Annotated in this window: 15 protein-coding genes; 6 read left to right on the forward strand and 9 right to left on the reverse strand. The window is 56.1% G+C overall.

Annotated features, from left to right (window positions below):
* Nucleotides 1-313: 313 nt before the first annotated feature.
* The 4 genes from hemG to pepQ are packed head-to-tail and all read right to left on the reverse strand — an operon-like array spanning nt 314 to nt 4,308.
* A complete protein-coding gene (gene hemG / locus ACOTW6_RS19575) occupies nt 314-859 on the reverse strand; it encodes a menaquinone-dependent protoporphyrinogen IX dehydrogenase (protein ID WP_047052459.1) in 546 nt (181 codons plus the stop codon).
* Nucleotides 860-869: 10 nt separating this feature from the next.
* Nucleotides 870-2,321 carry a Trk system potassium transporter TrkH gene (trkH, locus tag ACOTW6_RS19580; protein ID WP_006808591.1) on the reverse strand — a complete coding sequence of 484 codons (1,452 nt, stop codon included), beginning with the start codon at nt 2,319-2,321 and terminating at the stop codon, nt 870-872.
* A gap of 41 nt (nt 2,322-2,362) precedes the next feature.
* A complete protein-coding gene (locus tag ACOTW6_RS19585; RefSeq protein WP_121479394.1) occupies nt 2,363-2,977 on the reverse strand; it encodes an IMPACT family protein in 615 nt (204 codons plus the stop codon).
* Nucleotides 2,977-4,308, reverse strand: coding sequence for a Xaa-Pro dipeptidase (gene pepQ, locus ACOTW6_RS19590; protein ID WP_213789408.1), 1,332 nt, complete (start codon nt 4,306-4,308; stop codon nt 2,977-2,979). Before pepQ ends, ACOTW6_RS19585 begins: the two co-directional genes overlap by 1 nt.
* 190 nt (nt 4,309-4,498) lie before the next feature.
* Between pepQ and fadB the strand changes: the two genes are divergently transcribed.
* Nucleotides 4,499-6,688, forward strand: coding sequence for a fatty acid oxidation complex subunit alpha FadB (fadB, locus tag ACOTW6_RS19595; protein WP_121479396.1), 2,190 nt, complete (start codon nt 4,499-4,501; stop codon nt 6,686-6,688).
* A 9-nt stretch (nt 6,689-6,697) separates the two neighbouring features.
* A complete protein-coding gene (fadA, locus tag ACOTW6_RS19600; protein ID WP_000416981.1) occupies nt 6,698-7,861 on the forward strand; it encodes an acetyl-CoA C-acyltransferase FadA in 1,164 nt (387 codons plus the stop codon).
* A 145-nt stretch (nt 7,862-8,006) separates the two neighbouring features.
* Here the strand turns inward: fadA and glyS are convergent, their stop codons facing one another.
* The 3 genes from glyS to ACOTW6_RS19615 all read right to left on the reverse strand — a co-directional run bounded on the left by glyS (nt 8,007) and on the right by ACOTW6_RS19615 (nt 11,463).
* The gene (gene glyS / locus ACOTW6_RS19605) at nt 8,007-10,076 is read right to left on the reverse strand and encodes a glycine--tRNA ligase subunit beta (RefSeq protein ID WP_006808596.1); all 2,070 of its coding nucleotides are present in this window, start codon (nt 10,074-10,076) and stop codon (nt 8,007-8,009) included.
* A gap of 9 nt (nt 10,077-10,085) precedes the next feature.
* On the reverse strand, nt 10,086-10,997 hold the full coding sequence (gene glyQ, locus ACOTW6_RS19610; protein WP_003860141.1) for a glycine--tRNA ligase subunit alpha: 912 nt from the start codon (nt 10,995-10,997) through the stop codon (nt 10,086-10,088).
* A gap of 160 nt (nt 10,998-11,157) precedes the next feature.
* Entirely contained in the window at nt 11,158-11,463 is a 306-nt protein-coding gene (locus ACOTW6_RS19615; RefSeq protein ID WP_017693801.1) for a YsaB family lipoprotein, read from the reverse strand.
* 184 nt (nt 11,464-11,647) lie between these two features.
* On the opposite strand from ACOTW6_RS19615, the gene ACOTW6_RS19620 reads away from it, so the two are divergent.
* Nucleotides 11,648-12,643 (forward strand): acyltransferase, encoded by a 996-nt coding sequence (locus tag ACOTW6_RS19620; RefSeq protein ID WP_062933734.1) that lies wholly within the window; start codon nt 11,648-11,650, stop codon nt 12,641-12,643.
* A 52-nt stretch (nt 12,644-12,695) separates the two neighbouring features.
* Here ACOTW6_RS19620 and xylB read toward each other — a convergent pair whose 3' ends face one another.
* Nucleotides 12,696-14,150 (reverse strand): xylulokinase, encoded by a 1,455-nt coding sequence (xylB, locus tag ACOTW6_RS19625; RefSeq protein WP_062933735.1) that lies wholly within the window; start codon nt 14,148-14,150, stop codon nt 12,696-12,698.
* Nucleotides 14,151-14,209: 59 nt separating this feature from the next.
* Nucleotides 14,210-15,532, reverse strand: coding sequence for a xylose isomerase (gene xylA / locus ACOTW6_RS19630; RefSeq protein WP_026080557.1), 1,323 nt, complete (start codon nt 15,530-15,532; stop codon nt 14,210-14,212).
* Between the two features lie 371 nt (nt 15,533-15,903).
* Between xylA and xylF the strand changes: the two genes are divergently transcribed.
* The 3 genes from xylF to xylH all read left to right on the forward strand — a co-directional run bounded on the left by xylF (nt 15,904) and on the right by xylH (nt 19,669).
* Nucleotides 15,904-16,896 carry a D-xylose ABC transporter substrate-binding protein gene (gene xylF / locus ACOTW6_RS19635; RefSeq protein ID WP_006808602.1) on the forward strand — a complete coding sequence of 331 codons (993 nt, stop codon included), beginning with the start codon at nt 15,904-15,906 and terminating at the stop codon, nt 16,894-16,896.
* A 72-nt stretch (nt 16,897-16,968) separates the two neighbouring features.
* Nucleotides 16,969-18,510 (forward strand): xylose ABC transporter ATP-binding protein, encoded by a 1,542-nt coding sequence (locus ACOTW6_RS19640; protein WP_015572746.1) that lies wholly within the window; start codon nt 16,969-16,971, stop codon nt 18,508-18,510.
* Nucleotides 18,488-19,669: a xylose ABC transporter permease XylH gene (gene xylH, locus ACOTW6_RS19645; RefSeq protein WP_003860151.1), complete on the forward strand. Its 1,182-nt coding sequence runs from the start codon at nt 18,488-18,490 to the stop codon at nt 19,667-19,669. The genes ACOTW6_RS19640 and xylH overlap by 23 nt, the downstream gene beginning before the upstream one ends.
* Nucleotides 19,670-19,677: the final 8 nt, after the last annotated feature.

Raw genomic sequence — 19,677 nt, forward strand, 5'->3', positions numbered from 1 at the left:
GTGTTCACTCGTTGAGACTTGGTATTCATTTATTGTCCGAAGACATTAAGAATCCATGTCACTTTGAGTGCCCACACAGATTGTCTGATAAATTGTTAAAGAGCAGTGCCGCTTCGTTTTCGCTGCGGCGCGGGGTGTGCATATTACGCTTTCCCGCTTCAGAGTCAAGCGTTTATTTTGCTTTTCTCTGCTGACCCGGCGGCTTGCGTGCCGTTGTTCCGTGTCAGTGGAGGCGCATTATAGGGAGTTCTTCTGAAGTGACAAGCACTAAATACAAAAAACTTTTCGTTCGCTCACTTTTCAAACTCAACGCTTATTTAACCCGCGCATCGTCCGTTAAACGCGCAATTTCACGGGCAAAACTGGCGACCTGAGCCCAGTCGGTATACACCACTTCTTTACGCGTATCTGTTTCCCCGCCCGTCATTTTCATGATCAGGCGGATCATAAAGCGGTCATACCAGCGGTAACGCGGGTAACGCAGCGCGCCAGCAAAGACAGAACAGATATCGGGCTGCCATGGCGAACTCAGCAAAAACTTGCGCGTATAGCTGTTGGTCTGCGGCGTACGCTTCTCCGCTTTACGGGCAACCAGGTTGACCGAGTAAAACGCGCCAGGCAGCTGAGCGAGTTCCGCCGTATGCTTTTTCACAAAGCGATCCAGCGCCGGATGGAAATGACCGTAGCGAATTGAAGCGCCAATGACCACGCGGTCGTAATCCTGCCAGGCAATCTGCTCTGTGCGATTCAGGTTCACCACATCAGAATAAATGCCCAGCTCTTTGAGTTCGGAAGCCAGATATGAAGCAATCTCACGCGTTTGTCCGTCACGCGTTGAGAAAAGAATTAACGTTTTCACCAATGCCTCCTCACTCACGCCAGAATGTTGGGGTAAACAGCACCAGCAGCGTAAAGACCTCAAGACGCCCAAACAGCATATTGGCGATTAAGATCCACTTCGCCACCGGGTTCATACTGGCGAAGTTATCCGCCACGACGCCCAGCCCCGGCCCCAGGTTGTTTAACGTTGCCACCACAGAGGCGAAGGCAGAGAAATCATCCACGCCCGTGGCGATAATCGCCAGCATACTGACAATAAAGACCAGTGCATAAGCGGAGAAGAATCCCCACACTGCTTCGAGGATGCGCTCCGGCAGCGCGCGGTTCCCCAGCTTAATACTGTAAACCGCATTCGGGTGGACCAGACGTTTCAGCTCACGATTCCCCTGCTTGAACAGCAGCAGGATGCGGATCACCTTCAGACCGCCGCCCGTTGACCCGGCGCAACCGCCGATAAACGCAGAGCACAACAGCAGCACCGGCAGGAACAGCGGCCAACGCGCAATACTGTCCGTGGTGAAACCGGCGGTTGTTGCCATCGATACCACCTGGAAGAAGGCCTGGTTCAGGGTCGTGACCGCCGAGTTATAAACATCGTGGAACCACAGTACCAGGGTACAGATAACCACCAGGGTCAGCTGGACGCCAATAAACATCCGGAATTCCGGGTCGCGCCAGTACACCTTCAGGCTCCGTCCGCTAAGCAACGAGAAGTGTAGACCGTAGTTACAGCCTGAAATCAGCAGAAAGATGGCAATGATGGTATTGATTGTCGGGCTGTCGAAGTAGCCGACGCTGGCATCGTGAGTGGAGAACCCACCGATAGCAATAGTCGCAAAGCTGTGTCCGATGGCATCAAACGCAGGCATCCCGGCAAACCACAGCGCCAGCGCGCAGGCCACCGTCAGCAGGACATAGATAAGCCACAGGGTTTTCGCCGTCTCCGCAATACGCGGGCGCATCTTGTTATCTTTCAGCGGGCCGGGCATCTCTGCCCGGTAGAGCTGCATCCCCCCGACGCCCAGAATGGGCAGGATAGCCACCGCCAGGACGATGATCCCCATACCGCCGAACCACTGGAGCATCTGCCGGTAAAAGAGAATCGCATGCGGGAGCGAATCCAGCCCCACCAGCGTGGTGGCCCCGGTGGTCGTTAAGCCGGAGAACGATTCAAAAAACGCATCCGTGACGGTGAGATTCGGTTGTTCGGAGAAGATAAACGGCAGCGCACCCACGCTTCCCAGTACCGTCCAGAACAGGACCACAATCAGAAACCCCTCCCGGGATTTCAGTTCACCTTTCTCACGGCGGTTTGGCCACCACAGCAGGGAGCCAATCGTCAGCGCGACAAAAAAGGTTTGCGTAAATGCACGCCCCGCGCCGTCCCGGTAGATGAGCGCCACCAGTCCGGGAATGATCATTGTCCCGGAGAAAAGTATGACCAGCAATCCAACGATTCGGGTAATGGCACGAAAATGCATCTCTGCCGCTTCCTTAGGTATTCAAAATTGTGAGGTGGGGATTATTCTTCAATCGGCAGTAATTGCAATGAACCGCGACTAAAATCAGCGAGTTTTGCTGAAAAAGCAGCCAGTTCCGCCTGAGGAAGCGCCACGCGTAATTGCACCATTGCCTGATAATCACTGTGTGCGATGACACCGTTAAACTGTTTAAGCAGTGCTTCGATACCCGATAGCTGGGCGTAATCGCATAACAAAGTATATTCCGTAAGTGGCGTTTTGCGGGTTGTTATCAGCATATTAAGCGCCTGCTGGACACCCCCTCCGTAGGCTTTAACCAGCCCTCCGGTGCCTAACAAAATGCCCCCGTAGTAGCGGACCACGACGGCGGTGATTTCACCCACGCCGCTGCCCATCAACTGGGAGAGCATCGGTTTTCCGGCCGTACCCGCCGGTTCACCGTCGTCAGAAAACCCAAGCTGCTGTGAGTCGTCTGGCGGCCCGGCGACCCACGCCACACAGTGATGGCGGGCATCGGGGTGCTGCGCGCGGACGGACTCGACGAACGCCTTCGCCGCCTCCACGCCGTCGGTATGCGCCAACAGCGTGATAAAGCGGCTTTTCTTGATTTCCTCAACAAAGGTGACCGGCTCGGCCGGTATCAGCCAGCTTTCCATCAGGCCAGCTTCTGATCTCGCGTCATGTTCTCAATGCTGTTCTCATGAATAACCACGTTATCCTCGATACGAATGCCGCCATACGGCTTCAGCGCTTCAATTTTCTCCCAGTTGAAGTGCTTGCTGAATTGCCCTTCGCGCCACGGCGCCAGCAGGGATTCAATAAAGTAGATGCCCGGCTCGATGGTCAATACCATACGCGGTGCCAGAACGCGGGTGCAGCGCAGATAAGGATATTTAGACGGCGCCGCCAGGTGCGTACCGGTATCATCCTGCATAAAGCCCGCGACGTCATGAACCTGCAAACCCAGCGGGTGGCCGATACCGTGCGGCATAAATGGCCCGGTCAGATCGTTCTCAACCATCGCCTCTTCGCTCATGTCTTTGACAATCTGATGCTTACGCAGCAGTTTAGCGATGCGCTGATGGAACTGGATGTGATAATCCACGTAGCTGGTTCCGGCCTTCATGGTGCCAATCAGCGCCAGCTGTTCGTCGTTCACGTCTTTAATCAATTGCGCAAAATCGGTGTCCGCATTCGCCGCCCAGGTACGGGTCAGGTCTGCCGCATAACCATTGTACTCAGCCCCCGCGTCCAGCAGGAAGCTGCGCATCTCAGCCGGAACCTGATGATCCAGTTTGGTGTAGTGCAGAACCGAGGCATGTTCATTCAGCGCCACGATGTTGCTGTACGGCACGTCGGTATCGCGATGGCCGGTCGCCGTCAGGTAGGCCTGATTAATATCGAACTCGCTCATACCGGACTGGAACGCTTCGTGCGCCGCACGGTGGCCATTCACCGCCGTTTTTTGCGCTTCACGCATGCAGTAAAGTTCGTAGTCGGTCTTGTAGGCGCGATAGTAGTGCAGATAATCCAGCACGCCTTTCGGGTTGAGTTTATCTGCCGGAATATCCAGACCCAGCGCACGCTCAGGAACCGGACCAATGTAGCCGATGTTGCCGCGCACCGCTGGCAGCTGGCTGCCAATGCCGTCTGCTTTTGGCAGCGCAATCACGTCAATTTCTTCGGTCCAGAATGAGGTCGGCAGCGGCTCCACGTTGTGCCAGTAATCGACCGGCAGGTAGAACCACAGTTTCGGCTTGTTCACGCCATCCACCAGCAGCCAGCAATTTGGAACCTGCGTGACAGGCACCCAGGCTTTAAACTGCGGGTTAACCTTGAAGGGATAAGCATGGTCATCAAGAAAAGTATTCATCAGCTCGCCGGAGTGGATCAGCAGGGCATCCAGCTTGAAGCGGGCCAGTACATCGCGGGTACGTTCCTGTAGGGTAACGATATGATTTTTATAAAGCGAAGCCAGTGAGTCCATCATTCTTCCTTTCGTTTTTTTGACCTCAAGTCATCGCATCTTAGCACACCTCACTGCGGCTGCGTGATTTCCACCGACCGTGATCAGCGCAGCAATTTCTTAATGACTAATTTGCATTTTATTAACATAAATTCCACACTCCGTTTCATCTGGTATGACCAGATCCAATTGCTGGATTCAGGAGACCGACATGCTCTACAAAGGCGACACCCTGTACGTAGACTGGCTGGAAGATGGCATTGCCGAACTGGTGTTCGATGCCCCCGGCTCAGTGAACAAGCTTGATACCGCGACGGTGGCCAGTCTTGGCCAGGCGCTGGATGTACTTGAAAAGCAATCAGATTTAAAAGGGTTGCTGCTGCGCTCCAACAAAGCGGCCTTTATCGTTGGCGCGGATATCACCGAATTCCTGTCGCTGTTCCTGGTGCCCGAAGAACAGCTGAGCCAGTGGCTGCACTTCGCCAACAGCGTCTTTAATCGTCTGGAAGATCTGCCTGTCCCGACCCTTTCTGCCGTTAACGGTTACGCGCTGGGCGGCGGTTGCGAATGCGTGTTAGCCACCGATTACCGTCTCGCCACGCCGGATCTGCGCATCGGCCTGCCGGAAACCAAGCTGGGCATCATGCCGGGCTTTGGCGGCTCGGTGCGTATGCCGCGCATGTTGGGTGCCGACAGCGCGCTGGAGATCATTGCCGCGGGTAAAGATGTCGGCGCAGAACAGGCGCAGAAAATCGGCCTGGTGGACGGCGTGGTTAAGCCTGAAAAACTGATTGAAGGCGCTGTCGCCATTCTGCGTCAGGCGATTAACGGCGAACTCGACTGGAAAGCCAAACGTCAGCCGAAACTGGAGCCGTTGAAGCTCAGCAAAATTGAAGCCACCATGAGCTTCACCATCGCCAAAGGCATGGTTATGCAGACGGCGGGTAAACACTACCCGGCGCCGATCACGGCGGTGAAAACCATTGAAGCGGCAGCCCGTCTGGGCCGTGATGACGCCCTGAAGCTGGAAAACCAGAGCTTTGTCCCGCTGGCGCACACCAACGAAGCCCGCGCGCTGGTTGGTATCTTCCTTAACGATCAGTTTGTGAAGGGCAAAGCCAAACAACTCACCAAAAACGTTGAAACGCCAAAACACGCGGCGGTACTCGGCGCGGGCATTATGGGTGGCGGCATCGCCTACCAGTCTGCCTGGAAAGGCGTGCCGGTGGTGATGAAAGACATCAACGAGAAATCCCTGACGCTGGGCATGACCGAAGCGGCCAAGCTGCTGAATAAACAGCTTGAGCGCGGCAAAATTGATGGTCTGAAGCTTGCAGGCGTGATCTCCACCATCCAGCCAGTGCTGGAATACAGCGGTTTCGACCGTGTGGACGTGGTGGTTGAAGCGGTCGTTGAAAACCCGAAAGTGAAAAAAGCGGTGCTGGCCGAAACCGAAGACAAGGTGCGTCCGGAAACCGTGCTGGCCTCTAACACCTCCACCATTCCTATCAGCGAACTGGCAAGCGTGCTGAAGCGTCCGGAAAACTTCTGCGGGATGCACTTCTTTAACCCGGTGCACCGCATGCCGCTAGTCGAAGTGATCCGTGGGGAAAAAACCTCCGACGAAACCATCGCCAAAGTGGTGGCGTGGGCGAGCAAGATGGGCAAAACGCCGATCGTGGTTAACGACTGCCCGGGCTTCTTCGTTAACCGCGTGCTGTTCCCGTACTTCGCCGGTTTCAGCCAGCTGCTGCGCGACGGCGCAGACTTCCGCAAAATCGACAAGGTGATGGAAAAACAGTTCGGCTGGCCGATGGGCCCGGCGTATCTGCTGGACGTTGTCGGCATCGACACTGCCCATCACGCGCAGGCGGTGATGGCGGCGGGCTTCCCGCAGCGCATGCAGAAAGACTATCGCGACGCCATTGACGCCCTGTTCGACGCCAACCGCTTTGGTCAGAAAAACGGTCTGGGCTTCTGGCGCTATAAAGAAGACAGCAAAGGCAAACCAAAAAAAGAAGAAGATCCGGCGGTGGATGGCCTGCTGGCCGACGTCAGTCAGCCGAAACGCGACTTCACTGACGATGAGATCATCGCCCGGATGATGATCCCGATGATCAACGAAGTGGTGCGCTGCCTCGAAGAAGGCATTATCGCCAGCCCGGCAGAAGCGGATATGGCGCTGGTGTACGGCCTCGGCTTCCCTCCGTTCCACGGCGGCGCGTTCCGCTGGCTGGATACGCTCGGCAGCGCCCGCTATCTCGATATGGCTCAGCAGTATCAGCACCTCGGCCCGCTTTATGAGGTGCCGGAAGGTCTGCGTAACAAAGCGCGCCATAACGAACCCTACTATCCAGCAGTTGAGCCAGCCCATCCGGTTGGCGCACTGAAAACGGCTTAAGGAGTCACAATGGAAAAGGTTGTCATTGTTGATGCGATTCGCACCCCGATGGGCCGTTCAAAAGGCGGTGCGTTCCGTAACGTGCGCGCGGAAGACCTCTCCGCGCACCTGATGCGTAGCCTGCTGGCGCGTAACCCGGCGCTGGACCCAGCAGCGCTGGACGATATTTACTGGGGCTGCGTCCAGCAGACGCTGGAGCAGGGCTTCAACATCGCCCGTAACGCGTCCCTGCTGGCGGAGATCCCGCATTCGGTTCCGGCCGTCACCGTCAACCGTCTTTGCGGTTCGTCGATGCAGGCGCTGCACGACGCGGCGCGGATGATCATGACCGGCGATGCGCAGGCCTGTCTGGTGGGCGGCGTGGAGCACATGGGCCACGTGCCGATGAGCCACGGGGTCGATTTCCATCCAGGCATGAGCCGCAACGTGGCGAAAGCCGCCGGTATGATGGGCCTGACCGCCGAGATGCTCTCCCGTCTGCACGGCATCAGCCGTGAGATGCAGGATGCGTTTGCCGCACGCTCGCATGCCCGCGCCTGGGCCGCCACGCAGTCTGGTGCCTTTAAGAATGAGATCATCCCAACCGGCGGTCACGACGCAGACGGCGTACTGAAGCAGTTCAGCTACGACGAAGTTATCCGCCCGGAAACCACGGTCGAAGCGCTTTCTACCCTGCGTCCGGCGTTTGATCCGGTCACCGGCACGGTAACGGCGGGCACCTCGTCTGCCCTGTCCGACGGTGCCGCCGCGATGCTGGTGATGAGCGAAAGCCGCGCCCGCGAATTAGGCCTGACGCCACGCGCCCGCGTGCGTTCGATGGCGGTCGTGGGCTGCGATCCTTCCATCATGGGCTACGGCCCGGTTCCGGCATCAAAACTGGCGCTGAAAAAAGCGGGGCTGAGCGCAAGTGATATTGACCTGTTCGAGATGAACGAAGCGTTCGCCGCGCAGATCCTGCCGTGCATTAAAGATCTGGGGCTGATGGATCAGATCGACGAGAAGATTAACCTCAACGGCGGCGCGATCGCCCTCGGACACCCGCTGGGCTGCTCCGGGGCACGTATCAGTACCACGCTGATTAACCTGATGGAACGCAAAGATGCCCAGTTTGGTCTGGCAACGATGTGTATCGGGTTGGGTCAGGGGATCGCGACGGTGTTTGAGAGGGTGTAAATAAGGAAAAGTATCTCAAAGTAACGTAGGCCCGATAAGCATCGCGCCATCGGGCTTTTGCCGGGAGGCGCTACGCTTTCCCGGCCTACGGAGAGAAAAAGTTTAGTTGCCGTTCTTCCCGCCTGTCAGGGGCGGGTTTTTTACGTTATTGCAGCAGCGAAATATCCGCCACGCGCAGGAACAGCTCACGCAGTTTCTCAAGCATCGAGAGACGGTTAATCCGCAGCTCTTTATCTTCCACGTTCACCATTACCTTCTCGAAGAAGGCGTCGATGACGTCACGCAGCTCCGCCAGCTCCACCAGCGCTTCCTGGTAGCGACCTTCCGCGAAGTACGGCTCCAGCTTGTCGCGCAGCACCACCACCTGCATCGCCAGAGAAATCTCTTCCGGCTCTTTCAGGGTTGCAGCGTTGACGCGCTCGTTCAGCGTCTCGTCGGATTTCGCGAGGATGTTGGATACGCGCTTGTTGGCCGCGGCCAGCGCAGACGCCGCTTCCAGCGTACGGAAGTGGGATACCGCTTTCATACGCGCATCGAAATCTGCCGGACGGGTCGGACGACGCGCCAGCACCGCCTGAATGGTATCAACGGAGTAACCTTCGTCCTGATACCATGCGCGGAAACGACCGAGCATAAAGTCGATAACATCATCCACAACCTTCGCGTTGGTCAGCTTATCGCCGTACAGACGTACCGCTTCTTCGGTCAGCGTTTGCAGATCGAGGTTGAGGTTCTTCTCTACGATGATTCGCAGCACGCCCAGCGCAGCGCGACGCAGCGCAAACGGGTCTTTATCGCCTTTCGGATGCTGACCGATACCGAAGATACCCGCCAGGGTGTCCATCTTATCGGCAATCGCCACAGCGCAGGCAACCGGGTTAGACGGCAGATCGTCACCGGCAAAGCGCGGCTGATACTGCTCGTTCAGGGCTACCGCCACGTCTTCCGCTTCGCCATCGTGACGCGCGTAGTGCATGCCCATCACGCCCTGGGTGTCGGTAAATTCGAACACCATGTTGGTCATCAGGTCGCACTTGGAGAGCAGGCCCGCGCGGGTAGCGTGGTTAACGTCGGCGCCAATTTCACGGGCAATCCAGCCGGACAGCTCCGCGATACGGTCGGTCTTGTCGCGCAGCGTACCCAGCTGCTGCTGGAACAGCACGGTTTGCAGACGCGGCAGGTTGTCTTCCAGACGTTTTTTACGGTCGGTATTGAAGAAGAACTCGGCATCCGCCAGACGCGGACGCACCACTTTCTCGTTACCGGAGATAATCTGGCTCGGATCTTTCGATTCGATGTTCGCCACGAAGATGAAGTTTGGCAGCAGCTTGCCGTCGTTGGCGTAAACCGGGAAGTACTTCTGGTCACCCTTCATGGTGTAAACAAGCGCTTCTGCCGGAACGGCCAGGAATTTCTCTTCGAATTTCGCGGTCAGTACAACCGGCCATTCGACCAGCGAGGTCACCTCTTCCAGCAGGCTGTCGCTCAGGTCAGCGTTTCCGCCAATTTTGCGCGCCGCGTCTTCTGCGTCCGCTTTGATTTTGGCTTTACGCTGTTCGTAGTCAGCAATGACCTTGCCGCGCTCCAGCAGGATCTGCGGGTACTGGTCAGCATTGTCGATGGTGAACTCCGGCTCGCCCATAAAGCGATGGCCGCGGATCACGCGATCGGACGCCACGCCCAGAATGGTCGCCGGGATAACGGTATCGCCCAGCAGCAGGGTCACGGTGTGAACCGGACGCACAAAGTGTACGTCGGACGCGCCCCAGCGCATCAGCTTAGGAATCGGCAATTTTGCCAGCGAGGTCGCGATCATGTCAGGCAGCAGCGCTTCGGCGCTTTCGCCTTTCACATGGGCACGGTACAGCAGCCATTCACCTTTGTCGGTGGTCAGACGCTCGGCCTGATCAACGGTGATGCCGCAGCCGCGCGCCCAGCCTTCTGCCGCTTTGCTCGGCTTGCCTTCGGCGTCGAACGCCTGAGCAATGGCCGGGCCACGTTTTTCAACTTCGCGATCCGGCTGGGACGCCGCCAGGTTTGCCACTTTCAGCGCCAGACGACGCGGCGCGGCAAACCACTCAATTTTACCGTGCGCCAGGCCAGCGTTATCCAGCTCAGCAGTGACGTTCGCAGCGAAAGATTCAGCCAGGCTGCGCAGGGCTTTTGGTGGCAGCTCTTCAGTGCCGATTTCCACCAGGAAAGTTTTCTCAGACATGGCCGCCTCTTATTTGTTTCGGTTGCACATCGGGAAGCCAAGGGCTTCACGGGACGCGTAGTAAGCTTCTGCAACGGCTTTGGTCAGGGTACGAATACGCAGAATGTAGCGCTGACGTTCAGTCACGGAGATCGCTTTGCGGGCATCCAGCAGGTTGAAGCTGTGGGCAGCCTTCAGAATACGCTCGTAGGCAGGCAGCGGCAGCGGAGTCTCCAGCGCCAGCAGCTGCTGGGCTTCTTTCTCGTACTGCTCGAAGCAGGTGAACAGGAAGTCCACGTCCGCGTATTCGAAGTTATAGGTGGATTGCTCCACTTCGTTCTGATGGAACACGTCGCCGTAGGTGGTTTTACCCAGCGGGCCGTCGCTCCAGACCAGGTCGTAAACGCTGTCTACGCCCTGAATGTACATGGCCAGACGTTCCAGACCATAGGTGATTTCGCCGGTAATCGGTTTACATTCCAGACCGCCAACCTGCTGGAAGTAGGTGAACTGGGTCACTTCCATGCCGTTCAGCCACACTTCCCAACCCAGCCCCCAGGCACCCAGCGTTGGGTTTTCCCAGTTATCTTCCACGAAACGAATGTCGTGAATGGTTGGATCCATACCCAGCTCTTTCAGTGACCCGAGGTACAGTTCCTGAATGTTGTCGGGTGATGGCTTAATCACCACCTGGAACTGATAGTAGTGCTGCAAACGGTTAGGGTTTTCGCCGTAACGGCCATCGGTCGGACGACGGGATGGCTGCACATAGGCGGTCGCCATTGGCTCTGGCCCTAACGCGCGCAGGCTGGTCATCGGGTGCGAGGTGCCTGCGCCAACTTCCATGTCCAAAGGTTGAACAATGGTGCAGCCCTGACGAGCCCAGTAATCCTGTAAGGTCAGGATCAGGCCCTGGAAGGTCTTGGTATCAAACTTTTGCATAGTATTTCGTGCTGGATACGTGTGGTTTTAAATGGAAGGGATCAGTATACCCGCTGGCTGCAAGATATACAGTACGAAACGGGGTTGTTTAGGGAAAATTGGGGAATAAGCCCTACAGCCAGAACCTGCGAAGGCTCTGGTTGCTGCTTATACGAGCAATTTAACGCATTGAGAGATGTAAAAACTGACCGTCTGCATCAAAAGAGCAGACAAAGCCCTCTTTACGCGCCGTATAGCCTTTCAGTTCATAGCTGCCCTGAAAGCGCTCGAAGCCGTTTATATGAATTTTCTGTGCTTCGGAATTATAGCGGTGAGCCGCCTGATCCCTGCACAGCTGTTCCATATTCAGGGAACGCTCCGGGCTCATTTTCCCCTGCTGCGCTTTTTGGACAGGTATCTCCTCAGAAGCACTGCATCCTGTTAATAAGAGCAGCAGAAAGAGTGACACCCCACGCTTCATCATCATTTTTATTACCGCCCTGGTCAGTGGCTGTTATTTTTAGTAGCAACACGTTTATGGATTAATGTCCGTCATTCTGCGAATCTCACCAGCGCCCTACAAGCTAGCCGGGCTAAACTCAGAATTTTCCAAGGGAAAAGTTTTACACAATCGCAGTCACACTTTTTTTATCAGGAATACAGAGGAACTGATGCAGTCAAAAATTAACTGGATTGATAACCTGCGGGGAATAGCCTGTCTGATGGTGGTGATGATCCACACAACGACCTGGTATGTCACGAACGCGCACAGTATCAGCCCTGTTAACTGGGATGTCGCCAATATTCTGAACTCGGCCTCCCGCGTGAGTGTCCCGCTGTTCTTTATGATTTCCGGTTTTCTCTTTTTTGGCGAGCGTAGCGCACAGCCGAGACATTTCATCCGTATTGTCTCCTGTCTGCTGTTTTACAGCGCCATTTCGCTGCTCTATATCATCCTGTTCACTTCAATTAACGCTGAACGTTCCCTGCTCAACTTGTTGCAAAAACCGGTGTTCTATCATCTGTGGTTTTTCTTCGCGATAATGGTTATCTATCTGGTGTCACCGTTAATTCAGGTAAAAAACGTCAGCGGTAAAATGCTGCTGGCGCTGATGGTGGTCATCGGGATCGTGGCCAACCCGAACACCGTCTCACAGAAAATTGATGGCTTTGAATGGTTGCCCGTTAACCTTTATATCACCGGGGATACGTTTTATTACGTGCTGTACGGCATGCTGGGGCGCGCCATTGGCATGATGGAGACGCAAAAGCGAGGAATGAACTGGCTTTGCGCAGCCGCGTTTCTCGTCGGTGTGTTTATTATCTCTCGCGGGACGCTGCATGAGCTGCAATGGCGCGGCAACTTTGCCGATACCTGGTATCTCTACTGCGGCCCGATGGTCTTTATCTGCGCGATCTCTCTGCTGACGCTGGTTAAAAACACCCTGAATGCCCGCCCGCTTCCGGTGCTGGGGTTTATCTCTCGCCACTCGCTGGGCATTTACGGTTTTCACGCGCTGGTGATCCACGCCCTGCGCACCCGCGGCGTTGAGCTTAAAAGCTGGCCGGTGCTGGATATTGTCTGGATATTTACCGTTACGCTGGTTGTCAGCCTGCTGCTGTCAATGTTGCTGCAAAGAATCGATACGCGCCGGTTTGTGAGCTAGCCCGGTTGAAGGCTGGCAGGCCGGGTAAGCGTTAGCGCCACCCGGCTCCTGTTTATGACATTAGCGGCAAAAGCTGCTGATAAATTTTGCGGAACACGTCTCGTCTTTCAGCATAGCGAGCATGATTTTTCGCATCAGGACGATGCTGCCGTTCAAGCGGCAGCTGGGGCAAAAGCTGGTGCAGTGGTTTATCCGGGTTCAGCGCAATTTGCGCCAGCCGTGCCGCACCGAGCGCCGGGCCGACATCGCCTCCCGTACGATAGTCCAGCTGCAACCCGCTGATATCGGAAAGCATTTGCCGCCAGTAGCTGCTTCGCGCACCGCCGCCAATTAACGTAATGCTGGATGGCGTCAGTCCACAGTCATGCACGACATCCATTCCGTCCGCCAGAGCATAGCCAACGCCTTCAAGCACCGCGCGCGCCAGCTCTGCCGGGCCGTGCTGATGGGTAAGACCGAAGAACACCCCTTTCGCTTCCGGGTTGTTATGCGGCGTCCGCTCGCCGGAAAGGTACGGTAAAAACCAGACCGCACCGGCATTATCATCTGCCTGCTGTGCCGCTGTGATAAGCGCCGGGACGTCCGCCATTCCGGTTAGCTTTGCCGCCCAGTCGAGGCAGGAAGCCGCGCTCAGCATCACCGACATCAAATGCCATTTACCCGGCAACGCGTGGCAGAAGCTGTGTACGGCGCTTTCAGGGTTACTACGATACCCGTCACTGACGGCAAAATAGACGCCGGAAGTGCCGAGCGAGAGCATAGCCTGTCCTGCCTCGACCATCCCCACGCCGACCGCCCCCGCCGCATTATCGCCGCCGCCGGCGACGACAGGTACGGCTGGCATGTTCCAGCGTTCAGCAACAGAAGGCTGCAAAGCCCCCGTGATTTCACTGCCTTCAAACAGCGCAGGCATATGGTCGCGCGTCAGCTGGCAGGCATCCAGCATCGCCTCGCTCCAGTCCCGTTTCGCCACGTCGAGCCACATCGTGCCCGCGGCGTCAGACATGTCGCTGGCAAAATCCCCCGTCATGCGAAAACGCAGGTAGTCTTTCGGCAACAGAACCTTCGCCACCTGGCGAAAAATCTCAGGCTCATGGCGCTGCACCCACAGGAGTTTTGGCGCGGTAAAACCGGGCATCATCAGGTTGCCCGTAATTTCGCGGGACGCAGGCACACGCTCCTCAAGGATCGCGCACTCTTCCGCACAGCGGCCATCGTTCCAGAGAATAGCCGGGCGCAGAACGCGATGCTGACTATCCAGCAACGTTGCGCCATGCATTTGCCCGGCAATGCCCAGCGCCTTCACGCCGCGCAGGCTGTGCTGCTCGCCTAAGGCTTTCATCGCGCGGTCCGTCGCCTGCCACCACTGCTCCGGATCTTGTTCCGACCAAAGCGGATGCGGGCGTGAAACCTGCAACTTTTCAGTCTGCGTGGCTAACACATCGCCCTGCTCGCTTAACAGGATGGCTTTCACCCCCGACGTGCCAAGATCGATCCCGATATACATGTGGTGACTCCTTTGACAGAAATGCCCGGTGGCGCTGCGCTTACCGGGCATGGATGCTGTTATTTATCGAACAGGTAGTGATTAACCAGGTTTTCCAGCAACTCCTGATGGCCGCTCTGATGCTGCGGCGCAAGCTGATGCTGTTCAGCGTACTTCGCGATCTCCGCAAGCGATAACTGACCTTTCAAAATTTGCTGGCCCAGCTCACTGTTCCAGCCGCTGTAGCGCTTCGCGACGCGCTTATCCAGCTCACCGTCTTCAATCATACGGGCCGCCACCTTCAGCGCCAGCGCCATGGTGTCCATCGCGCCAATATGCCCGTAGAACAGATCGTATTTGTCAGTGCTCTGGCGACGCACTTTGGCGTCAAAGTTCAGGCCGCCGGTGGTGAAACCGCCCGCTTTGATAATTTCGTACATCACCAGCGCGTTCTCTTCCACGCTGTTCGGGAACTGGTCGGTATCCCAGCCCAGTTGCGGATCGCCGCGGTTCGCATCCACCGATCCGAAGATGCCCAGCGCAATCGCAGAGGCGATTTCGTGATGGAACGAGTGGCCCGCCAGGGTAGCGTGGTTAGCCTCAATATTCACTTTGATCTCTTTTTCCAGACCAAACTGCTTCAGGAAGCCATACACGGTGGCGACATCGTAGTCGTACTGATGTTTGGTTGGCTCCTGTGGTTTCGGCTCAATCAGCAGCGTGCCGCGGAAACCGATTTTGTGTTTGTGGTCCACCACCATCTGCATAAAGCGACCAATCTGCTCACGCTCCTGGCGCAGGTCGGTATTCAGCAGCGTTTCATAGCCTTCACGACCGCCCCAGAGTACATAGTTCTCACCGCCCAGCTGATGCGTGGCGTTCATCGCAGTCACAACCTGGGTGGCCGCCCAGCTGAAGACTTCCGGGTCCGGGTTGGTTGCCGCGCCCGCGCCATAGCGAGGGTTGGTAAAGCAGTTAGCCGTACCCCAGAGCAGCTTGACGCCGCTTTGCTGCTGTTTTTCAGCCAGTACGTCGACCATCTGCGCGAAATTGTTCAGATACTCTTTCAGCGATGCCCCTTCCGGCGACACGTCCACATCGTGGAAACAGTAGTACGGCACGTTCAGCTTATGGAAGAACTCGAACGCGACGTCGGCTTTACGCTTCGCCAGCTCAATGGCCTCGCCCGGCTGTTGCCATGGTCGGTCAAAAGAGCCCACGCCGAACATATCAGCACCGTTCCAGCAGAAGGTGTGCCAGTAGCAGGCGGCAAAGCGCAAGTGATCTTCCATGCGCTTACCCAGCACCAGCTCATCCGGGTTGTAGTGACGAAATGCTAAAGGATTGGTCGTTTTCGTGCCTTCGAAACGAACGCGATCGAGTTGGTCGAAATAAGCTTGCATATTGAGCTCCATAATCAGGGTATGCGGCGTGGTCTTGCTTCTGGAGTAATAGTGAATAGACATTGGAGGTTGCTCAATTACGTTATTTCACACTGCTATTGAGAGAATGCGCAATTGTGCGCTGGCTCGCAAAATAATGTGCAGACAAACTATTTTTCGGCGCGCATTCCAGAATCAAATGTAATTAATAGGTTACGCTTTTTAAAATCCGATCGCGGTCATAAATTCAGAAATAAACCAAATATCGTAATGAGAAGATAAAAATCTGTAATTGCCAGCAGGCCTTTCCACGTTAAAAATTTGCTGCGTCTCAGCAGTGAACGTTTCTTTTATCTCAGCTACACATACCCCTACAAAAAGGCCTAATAATTATGAAGATAAAGAACCTGACCCTAACGCTCTGCACTACTCTCCTGCTTGCAAGCTTTGCCGGCCACGCCAAAGAGGTCAAAATCGGCATGGCGATTGATGACTTACGCCTGGAGCGCTGGCAAAAAGATCGCGATATCTTTGTTAAAAAAGCGGAATCTCTCGGCGCGGAGGTGTTCGTTCAGTCCGCTAACGGCAACGAAGAGACGCAAATGTCGCAAATCGAGAATATGATCAACCGTGGCGTCGATGTGCTGGTCATTATCCCGTATAACGGCCAGGTATTAAGCAACGTGGTGAAAGAAGCGAAACAGGAAGGGATAAAAGTCCTGGCTTATGACCGCATGATTAATAATGCCGACATTGATTATTATATTTCGTTCGACAATGAAAAGGTGGGCGAATTACAGGCTAAAAGCCTGGTCGCAAAAGTGCCTCAGGGGAATTATTTCCTGATGGGCGGCTCGCCCGTGGATAACAACGCCAAACTGTTCCGCCAGGGGCAAATGAAAGTGCTGAAGCCGTATATCGACGAGGGCAAAATTAAAGTCGTCGGCGACCAGTGGGCTGACGGCTGGTTACCGGAAAACGCGCTGAAAATTATGGAAAACGCGTTGACCGCAAATAACAACAAAATCGATGCGGTGGTGGCCTCTAACGATGCCACTGCGGGTGGCGCCATTCAGGCGCTGAGCGCGCAGGGGCTGGCCGGGAAAGTCGCTATTTCCGGACAGGACGCCGACCTTGCGGGTGTAAAACGCATCATCGCGGGTACCCAGACCATGACGGTGTATAAGCCCATTACCGAGCTTGCCAATACGGCCGCCGAAATTGCCGTTGAGCTGGGCAATGGTCAGCAACCTAAAGCAGACGCGACGTTAAATAACGGCCTGAAAGACGTACCTGCTCGCCTGCTTACCCCTATCGAAGTCAACAAAGAGAATATTGACGCCACCGTGGTGAAAGACGGTTTCCATAAGAAGAGTGAACTGTAATCCAGCGCAGCCCCTGCCCGGCAGGGGCGCATTGACCTGCCCTGTTCATCTGTCGGGCTATGTGGAGCAGTTATGTCTTATTTACTTGAAATGAAAAGCATCACCAAAGCCTTCGGGGCGGTGAAAGCAGTCGACAACGTAAGCCTGCGGCTGAATCCCGGCGAAGTGATGTCGCTGTGCGGCGAAAATGGCTCGGGAAAATCCACGCTGATGAAAGTGTTGTGCGGGATCTATCCGCACGGCAGCTACGAGGGCGAAATCGTCTTTGCCGGCGAGGTGCTCCAGGCCACGCACATTCGCGATACCGAACGTAAAGGCATCGCTATCATTCACCAGGAGCTGGCGCTGGTGAAGCACCTTACCGTGCTGGAAAATATCTTTCTCGGCGCCGAACTCTCACGCCATGGCGTACTGGATTACGACACCATGACGCTGCGCTGCGAAAAACTGCTGGCCCAGGTGAGCCTGGCTATCTCACCGGATACGCGCGTGGGCGACTTAGGTTTAGGCCAGCAGCAGCTGGTGGAGATCGCCAAGGCGCTGAACAAACAGGTGCGCCTGCTGATCCTCGACGAACCAACCGCCTCACTCACCGAACAGGAAACCGCCGTACTGCTCAATATCATCCGCGACCTGCAAAACCACGGCATCGCCTGCATCTATATTTCGCACAAGCTCAATGAGGTGAAAGCCATTTCCGACACCATCTGCGTCATCCGCGACGGGCAGCACATCGGCACGCGTGAAGCAGAAGGCATGAGCGAAGATGACATCATCACCATGATGGTGGGTCGCGAACTCACCGCGCTGTATCCCAACGAACCGCACACCATCGGCGAAGAGCTTCTGCGCGTGGAAAACCTGACAGCGTGGCATCCCGTTAACCGCCATATCAAGCGCGTGGATAACCTCTCCTTCTCGCTGCACCGCGGCGAAATTCTCGGCATTGCGGGTTTAGTGGGTGCGGGAAGAACCGAGGCCGTGCAGTGTCTCTTTGGCGTCTGGCCGGGGCGCTGGGAAGGCAAAATTTATATCGACGGTCAGCCGGTAAAAATCGACAACTGCCAGCAGGCTATTGCTAAAGGCATTGCCATGGTGCCAGAAGACCGCAAAAAAGACGGCATCGTGCCGGTAATGGCGGTGGGAAAAAATATCACGCTGGCGGCGCTCAGCCAGTTTTCCGGTGCGCTGAGCAGCCTGGATGATGCCGCAGAACAGCAGTGTATTCTCCAGTCGCTTGCCCGGCTTAAGGTGAAAACCTCCTCGCCGGAGCTGGCGATAGGACGCCTGAGCGGCGGCAACCAGCAGAAAGCGATTCTGGCGCGCTGCCTGCTGCTTAATCCGCGCATTTTAATTCTGGACGAACCCACCCGCGGGATCGATATCGGCGCGAAATATGAAATCTACAAGCTGATCAACCAGCTTGTGCAGCAAGGGATTGCCGTCATTGTTATCTCGTCCGAATTGCCTGAAGTGCTGGGGCTGAGCGACCGCGTGCTGGTCATGCATGAAGGGAAACTCAAAGCCAACCTGAACAACCAGAACCTGACGCAAGAGCAGGTGATGGAAGCTGCCTTAAGGAGCGAACGCCATGTCGAAAAGCAACCCGTCTGATATCAAAGTCGCTGTTCCGACGCCCGGTGCGTTCGCAGGACTTAAATCGCTGAATCTGCAAGTTTTTGTAATGATTGCCGCCATTATCGTCATCATGTTGTTCTTTACCTGGATGACCGATGGCTCCTATTTGAGCGCACGTAACGTCTCTAACCTGCTGCGTCAGACCGCCATCACCGGGATCCTGGCGGTGGGGATGGTCTTTGTGATTATCTCAGCGGAAATTGACCTGTCGGTAGGGTCGATGATGGGTCTGCTCGGCGGCGTGGCGGCAATTTTTGACGTCTGGCTCGGCTGGCCGCTGCCGCTGACGATTGCGGTTACGCTGGTACTGGGTTTGCTGCTGGGGGCGTGGAATGGCTGGTGGGTGGCCTACCGTAAAGTCCCGTCGTTTATCGTCACCTTAGCGGGGATGCTGGCCTTCCGCGGCATTCTGATTGGGATCACCAACGGCACCACCGTCTCCCCGACCAGCGCCTCAATGTCCCAGATTGGCCAAAGCTACCTCTCTGATGGCGTCGGTTTTACGATCGGCGTGGTTGGGCTGATGGCGTTTGTCGCGTGGCAATGGCGAGGACGCATGCGTCGCCAGGCGCTGGGGCTGGCCTCGCCTGCTTCAACCTCGGTTGTCGGCCGTCAGGCGCTTACTGCGGTGATTGTGCTGGGCGCCATCTGGCTGTTAAACGATTATCGCGGCGTCCCAACGCCCGTTCTGCTGCTGGCGCTGTTGCTGTTAGGTGGAATGTTTATGGCCACACGTACCGCATTCGGTCGCCGTATTTATGCCATCGGCGGCAATCTGGAAGCCGCGCGTTTATCCGGCATTAACGTAGAGCGCACCAAACTCGCCGTCTTTGCCATCAACGGCCTGATGGTGGCCATCGCGGGGCTGATCCTCAGTTCGCGACTGGGGGCGGGCTCCCCCTCTGCCGGTAATATTGCCGAGCTGGACGCCATCGCCGCCTGCGTGATTGGCGGGACCAGCCTCGCCGGGGGTATTGGCAGCGTGGCGGGTGCGGTGATGGGCGCATTTATTATGGCTTCGCTGGATAACGGGATGAGTATGATGGACGTGCCGACGTTTTGGCAGTATATCGTCAAGGGTGCCATTCTTTTGCTGGCAGTCTGGATGGACTCTGCCACCAAGCGGCGCGCCTGATAACAGTA

Origin of the sequence: Enterobacter cloacae complex sp. IR5403 (genome assembly GCF_049238705.1) — a bacterium.
In the GTDB taxonomy this organism is placed as follows: domain Bacteria; phylum Pseudomonadota; class Gammaproteobacteria; order Enterobacterales; family Enterobacteriaceae; genus Enterobacter; species Enterobacter hormaechei_C.

Coding starts and splice junctions, on each gene's coding strand:
- trkH (WP_006808591.1), bottom strand. CDS start 2,321: ATGCATTTTCGTGCCATTACCCGAATCGTTGGATTGCTGGTCATACTT.
- ACOTW6_RS19585 (WP_121479394.1), bottom strand. CDS start 2,977: ATGGAAAGCTGGCTGATACCGGCCGAGCCGGTCACCTTTGTTGAGGAA.
- pepQ (WP_213789408.1), bottom strand. CDS start 4,308: ATGGACTCACTGGCTTCGCTTTATAAAAATCATATCGTTACCCTACAG.
- fadB (WP_121479396.1), top strand. CDS start 4,499: ATGCTCTACAAAGGCGACACCCTGTACGTAGACTGGCTGGAAGATGGC.
- fadA (WP_000416981.1), top strand. CDS start 6,698: ATGGAAAAGGTTGTCATTGTTGATGCGATTCGCACCCCGATGGGCCGT.
- glyS (WP_006808596.1), bottom strand. CDS start 10,076: ATGTCTGAGAAAACTTTCCTGGTGGAAATCGGCACTGAAGAGCTGCCA.
- glyQ (WP_003860141.1), bottom strand. CDS start 10,997: ATGCAAAAGTTTGATACCAAGACCTTCCAGGGCCTGATCCTGACCTTA.
- ACOTW6_RS19615 (WP_017693801.1), bottom strand. CDS start 11,463: ATGATGATGAAGCGTGGGGTGTCACTCTTTCTGCTGCTCTTATTAACA.
- ACOTW6_RS19620 (WP_062933734.1), top strand. CDS start 11,648: ATGCAGTCAAAAATTAACTGGATTGATAACCTGCGGGGAATAGCCTGT.
- xylB (WP_062933735.1), bottom strand. CDS start 14,150: ATGTATATCGGGATCGATCTTGGCACGTCGGGGGTGAAAGCCATCCTG.
- xylA (WP_026080557.1), bottom strand. CDS start 15,532: ATGCAAGCTTATTTCGACCAACTCGATCGCGTTCGTTTCGAAGGCACG.
- xylF (WP_006808602.1), top strand. CDS start 15,904: ATGAAGATAAAGAACCTGACCCTAACGCTCTGCACTACTCTCCTGCTT.
- ACOTW6_RS19640 (WP_015572746.1), top strand. CDS start 16,969: ATGTCTTATTTACTTGAAATGAAAAGCATCACCAAAGCCTTCGGGGCG.
- xylH (WP_003860151.1), top strand. CDS start 18,488: ATGTCGAAAAGCAACCCGTCTGATATCAAAGTCGCTGTTCCGACGCCC.